This window comes from Streptomyces zinciresistens K42 (assembly GCF_000225525.1).
In the GTDB taxonomy this organism is placed as follows: Bacteria; Actinomycetota; Actinomycetes; order Streptomycetales; family Streptomycetaceae; genus Streptomyces; species Streptomyces zinciresistens.
In genome coordinates, this window is sequence record NZ_AGBF01000367.1 from 1 (window position 1) to 3,298 (window position 3,298).

Consider the following 3,298-nt stretch of genomic DNA (forward strand, 5'->3'; position numbering starts at 1 on the left):
GGGGCGCGGACGCGCGGGTCCGGCGGGACGCGGGGCCGGGCGGGCGCCGAAGGGGTGGCGGGACGTGCGCTGATCGAGGGGACTTGAGCCTCCCCGCGGAACGGCGTCGCCCGAAAGGCGCCCTCCACCGGCATGGTCATGTGTTCATGCGACTGCACACACCTGTCTCCCTCTGCCTCGCAGCAGCCGCCCTCCTCGCCACCGCGTCCCCGGTGCGCGCCGAACCGCCCGCGGCCCCCGTCCCCGTACGGCAGCCCGCCGCGCCCGCCGGCTGCGGGGACGGCGGCGACGGCGCCTTCCCGCTCACCACGAAACTGCGCGGCGGACCCCGCTCCTACACCGCCGGGGGCGGGTTCGGCGTCTGGTACCTGGAGCTCGCCAACCGGACCGGCCGCACCTGCACCGGCATCCACCCCGTCGTCGTCCTCGTCGACGCCGAGCGTGCCCTGCGGCCGTCCCAGCCCCGGCTGGAGTTCTACGACGCGCCCGACGGCGGCGGCCGGCCGCTCCCCGTCCGCTTCGAGACGACCGACCGGGACGAACTCGTCGGCGCCTTCGACGGCTTCCCCGGCTACACCGTCGGCCCCCGCAGGACGGTCACCGTCAAGGTCCGCCTCGCCCTCACCTCGGACACCGCGCCGAACGAGGTCACCGCCAACGCGGCCGTCGTCCAGCGGCTCGCGGGCGACGGCGACTGGGTGGGCCAGTCCAACGACTACCGCTTCACCGTCGAGTCCGCACCGGACGACCCGACGGCCTCACCCGCCCCCACCGACCCCGCGGAGCGGGACGCCTCCGTGCGGCCCGCCGACCCGCGGGCGTCGTCGAGCCCGGGTGCGGACGCCGCCGACGACCGCCTCAGCCTCGCCGACGAACTGGCCCGCACCGGCCTCGCCTCACCCCCGGGCGCGACGATCGCCGCCACCGCGGCACTCCTGCTGACGGGCATCGCGCTGTACGCGGTGAAACGGCGCCGCTGAGAGCGGGGGCGGTCGGCGGGCAGACGCCGCGGCCGTACGATGTCCCGGCCCTACGACGCTCCGGCGCCGTGGGGCGTCCCCGCGCGGCGCCGCCCCGCCGCCCCGCCGTCGGCCGCGCCCCGCCGCCGGACGCCCGCGTCTGCGGCCATCCCCCGTGGACTACCCGAACGACCAGGACCCCGGAACCCCCCTGCGCCAGGGCGTTCCCGAGCACGGCCGCGTTCCCGGGTACCACGCCGTCAAGGCGCCACCCATGTCCTGGACGCCGTGAAGCCTCCCCGGCCCTCCCCCCTGACCCCCGACGACGGCCGGCCGGTGGTCGGCGGGGTCGGGACCAGCCGGCCCCCGATTGCCCCGGGGCCGTCGGTACGGCGTGGTTCCGGCACCCCCGGCTCGTCCCGCACGCAGGCCGGGAGAGACGGGGGAATACCGGGAGGGCCTTCTTCGGCACCGCGGATTCCCCGCGATCACACGAGTTCGATCAGGTCCGCGATCGAGTCCACGACCTTCGACGGGGTGTACGGGAAGCGGTCGACTTCGTTCGGTCGCGTCACGCCGGTCATGACGAGGAAGGTCCGCATACCGGCCTCAAGGCCCGCCAGTACGTCGGTGTCCATCCGGTCGCCGATCATGGCCGAGGTCTCCGAGTGGGCGCCGATCGCGTTGAGCCCGGCGCGCATCATCAGCGGGTTCGGCTTGCCGACGAAGTACGGCTTCTTGCCGGTCGCCGCGGTGATCAGCGCGGCGACGGCGCCTGTGGCGGGAAGCGCGCCCTCGGTCGAGGGCCCCGTCTCGTCGGGGTTGGTGGCGATGAACCGAGCGCCGTTGTTGATCAGCCGGACCGCCTTGGTCATGGCCTCGAACGAGTAGGTCCGGGTTTCGCCCAGGATCACGAAGTCGGGGTCGTGGTCGGTGAGGACGTAGCCGATGTCGTGCAGCGCGGTGGTCAGGCCCGCCTCGCCGATGACGTAGGCGGTGCCGCGCGGGCGCTGGTCGTTGAGGAACTGCGCTGTCGCCAGTGCGGACGTCCAGATGTTCTCCTCGGGCACGTCCAGGCCCATGCGCGCCAGCCGGGCATGCAGGTCACGCTGCGTGTAGATCGAGTTGTTGGTGAGGACGAGGAAGGGCTTCTCCGACTCCTTCAGCCGCTTCAGGAACTCGTCGGCGCCGGGGATCGGGACGCCTTCGTGGATCAGTACCCCGTCCATGTCGGTAAGCCAGGATTCGATCGGCTTGCGCTCTGCCATGCGGGGATTCTCCTGCCAAACGCGGGGCTTACGAGGGTGGCTCTCAGCGTAACCGGGACCCCTGGCATCACCCCAAAGGGTGAGCCGGCGGAGAGAGGGGAGATGTTCCGTTTTTTGTGATCTCGAACTCTCTCGATTCGCGCAGATGTGCGGGCAAGGCGGCGGTGGAGGCTCGCGAACCGCCTTTGGTGGACGTTCGGGCAGCGCAGGACGTCGAGCGAGACGACGTCGCCCGAACGGTTGCAGGACACCCGGCTCACATCGACGCCACCCGGCAGGACGTCGAGCGCGTACGCGCGCCTGCTGTCCAGACCGGACCCCGGCTGATCCTCGCTCCTTCGTCCGGTCGGCGGGTTGTCGGGGAAGCGCTTCGTCGGCCGGTCCGCGGCCGCTGCCGCGGGTGTCCCGGCTCCCGCCCTCGCCGGCCCGCGACGGCCCTCCGCGCCGCGGGACGCGACCCGTACGGAGCAGTGCGGGCCCCGTTGAGGATGCGGTGCCCGTGCCCCGGGGGCAGCCTCCTGGTATCGGGAGGTTCACGATGGGATCACTGCGCGTCACCCTCTGTGCGCTCGCCGCCCTGGGAGCGGCTGCCGTCGGCCCGGCGGCCCACGCCACGGACGGGGGTGTCTCGGTCAGCCCGTCGTCGCCGCGCCCCGGCAGCGACGTCGCGCTGCGGGTGAGCGGATGCCCGGGAAGATCCGGCACGGCCGCCTCCACCGCGTTCGTCTCCGACGCGGCGCTCACCGTCGGCCGCGACGACACCCTCGGCGGCGACAGCCGCGTCCGCTCCACGCTCCGGTCCGGCACCTACGACGTGAAGGTCACCTGCGGGGACACCTCCCGCACGGTCGCCCTCACCGTCCGCCGGCCGGACGCGGCCGGCGCCGTACGGCACGGCCCGCAGCCCTCGGCACCGGCCTCGCCCACCGCCCCCGTCCGGGCCGGTGGCGGCGGCACCACCCCCCTCGCCCTGGTGGACGCGCGCTCCGCGGGCCCCGGCACCGCGCACACGGTGACGGGACTGGTCCTCGTGGGCGTCGCCGCCACCGCCGTGGCGCTGCGCGGCGCCCG

Annotated in this window: 3 protein-coding genes and 1 pseudogene; 3 read left to right on the forward strand and 1 reads right to left on the reverse strand. The window is 74.2% G+C overall.

The genetic code is table 11. The annotated features are described in order from the left end of the window. Nucleotides 1-140 precede the first annotated feature (140 nt). Nucleotides 141-980 carry a hypothetical protein gene (locus SZN_RS36330; protein ID WP_007505577.1) on the forward strand — a complete coding sequence of 280 codons (840 nt, stop codon included), beginning with the start codon at nucleotides 141-143 and terminating at the stop codon, nucleotides 978-980. A gap of 154 nt (nucleotides 981-1,134) precedes the next feature. Next, nucleotides 1,135-1,227, forward strand: a pseudogene (locus SZN_RS43040) (GntR family transcriptional regulator); the annotation flags it as partial. Between the two features lie 220 nt (nucleotides 1,228-1,447). Here the strand turns inward: SZN_RS43040 and SZN_RS36335 are convergent. Next, the gene (locus tag SZN_RS36335; protein WP_007505579.1) at nucleotides 1,448-2,227 is read right to left on the reverse strand and encodes an HAD-IIA family hydrolase; all 780 of its coding nucleotides are present in this window, start codon (nucleotides 2,225-2,227) and stop codon (nucleotides 1,448-1,450) included. A gap of 538 nt (nucleotides 2,228-2,765) precedes the next feature. Here SZN_RS36335 and SZN_RS36340 point away from each other — a divergent pair. Next, nucleotides 2,766-3,298, forward strand: a 533-nt coding sequence (locus tag SZN_RS36340) for a hypothetical protein (RefSeq protein ID WP_007505581.1), incomplete at its 3' end; no start/stop codon positions are given.

Excerpts from the sequence above, each read along its gene's own strand:
- SZN_RS36335 (WP_007505579.1), bottom strand. The coding sequence starts at position 2,227 with ATGGCAGAGCGCAAGCCGATCGAATCCTGGCTTACCGACATGGACGGG.